Here is a 1,847-nt window from a genome sequence, read left to right as displayed (position 1 = left end):
AGTACAGCGGGCGAAAACCATTATCACCGGCGCTGAAAGGTCGTTTCCGGCATTTACCCATCCGCCAGTACAACCCGGCAGAACTAATGACTGTTGCTGAGAAAGTGTTGCCAGAGACCCTGCAGGGAAAAATCATCGCTGTACAACTGACTGAGCAACATTGTCGTTTAAGGGCTTACCTGCAACTGAACAAAATACCGTTGCAGCCGACCAGCCTTGATTTACAGAATGTGGCCAGAGCCGTCATCCGGGGAGGCGATTTTAGCGAAAACGGACTTTATCAATGCCTCAATCAACACTACCGGCTTTACCTTATGGCCGCCAAAATATCACTGGAGGAACTGCCTGAGCCAGCGACTGTTGCCGTGAGTAAGAGTGCGTTTGATTCTGAACTTTGCGAATGGTTCAACCAAACGGTATCGGGCATTGATCGTCCATGGTTGATACGCCGCAGTGATTTCAACAGTATCGATGAAAAATGCCATGAAATTCGTGTTAAGACTGAACAGGGTGAAGAGGAAGCCAAAACGGAAATTACCAAGAGGGTAGCTCAAACCCGGTGGCGGGCATCCGGTCTTTCCCTGAAGCCGAATCACTCGGATGATATTCTCACCCAGGCATTGTACCGACACTGGCAGCAACGCTGGTTTGATCATAATTTTGGCCAGACGGGCGTGGGCGTTGATAGCGTATTTCCCCTCACGATAGAACAGGGACTAACGCTGAATTTATCAGCTAACCGACCTTATCTTCTGGAGGCTAATCGGCGGATAAGTGACTGGAACTCCAAGGCAGTTCGATTGTGGCCTGCGTTCTGGCATCAGATAAGTGCACTGCCGAACCATTGGGTTGACGATTATATTGATGAAGCGTTAGCTGTTAACGGTGACAACGCTGCTGAACAACACCTGCCACAAGCTCACGAGAAACAGGCTCCGGCGTTGGATCAGAGAACGAATCATGAGCCACAACCCGTGACCGAAGCGTTGACCATTGGCAGTGATAACGTTCCTCAAAAATACATTCCAGAAAATGTCGGACAAATAGTTCCGGCATTGGACCAGATAACAGACTATGAGAACCAGGAGACGCAGCAACTTGACGATTATATAGTTTTCGACAAGCAGGACCATTTCCCTGGGATTTACCGTTGGTGGGCAGAGGATGTTTATGTGTCTGCTGAGGGTTATATCAAAGAGATCGATATTAGCAATAAGTACATGCAGGGGGCCGAATTCCTCATACCTGATCGGTTACCAGGGCGTGATCAGGACGTGACATTAACCAGTGACCAAACGCTGGCAACCTTTGACTGGACATCGAACGATGGTCAATATGCATTGCCCAGCCTGACGGTTAACGACTATATCGTGGCCCTGCGTATAGAACCCGATTTGCCATTTATCCTGTTAAGAGATCGATATACCGGAATTCACACACTGTCTGTTCCGGGGGCCAAACCCCACCAGAGTATTCGCTTTGCTTATGTCGTAGAACAACGGGAACCGGGCAAAAAAACACGTACCGGAAGAGCCCGGCAAGCACAATCAACAGGTTTTGACGCCCGCTGTTGCGAAGGCATGGAAACAGTACTGAAGGAAGTGTTTACCAACATTAACGAACAACCACAGAAAGTACGGGAGCCTTTGCGGACAATACAAAACGCTAAAAACACGACGCAACGCATTGAGGCGATCAAGGACTATTGCCATCATTTTTCCGGTGATGCTAGACCAAAGCGCACACAAAATTTCTTTGAATTCCTGGTAACACAGCGACAAGGGAGCTGTCGTCATCGTGTGCCTGTTTTTATTGCTTTTTGTCGTTATTTTGGCATTCCATGTCGG

At 48.5% G+C, this 1,847-nt stretch carries 1 protein-coding gene; it reads left to right on the top strand.

Features of this window, described 5'->3' with window-relative positions:
- Positions 1–1,847: transglutaminase-like domain-containing protein (locus KDK17_RS00970; RefSeq protein ID WP_257287143.1), on the top strand; the 1,847-nt coding region annotated here is incomplete at both ends.

Origin of the sequence: Endozoicomonas sp. SESOKO2 (genome assembly GCF_024606245.1) — a bacterium.
GTDB lineage: Bacteria > Pseudomonadota > Gammaproteobacteria > Pseudomonadales > Endozoicomonadaceae > Endozoicomonas_A.
This window is presented reverse-complemented; position numbering and strand designations above follow the sequence as displayed.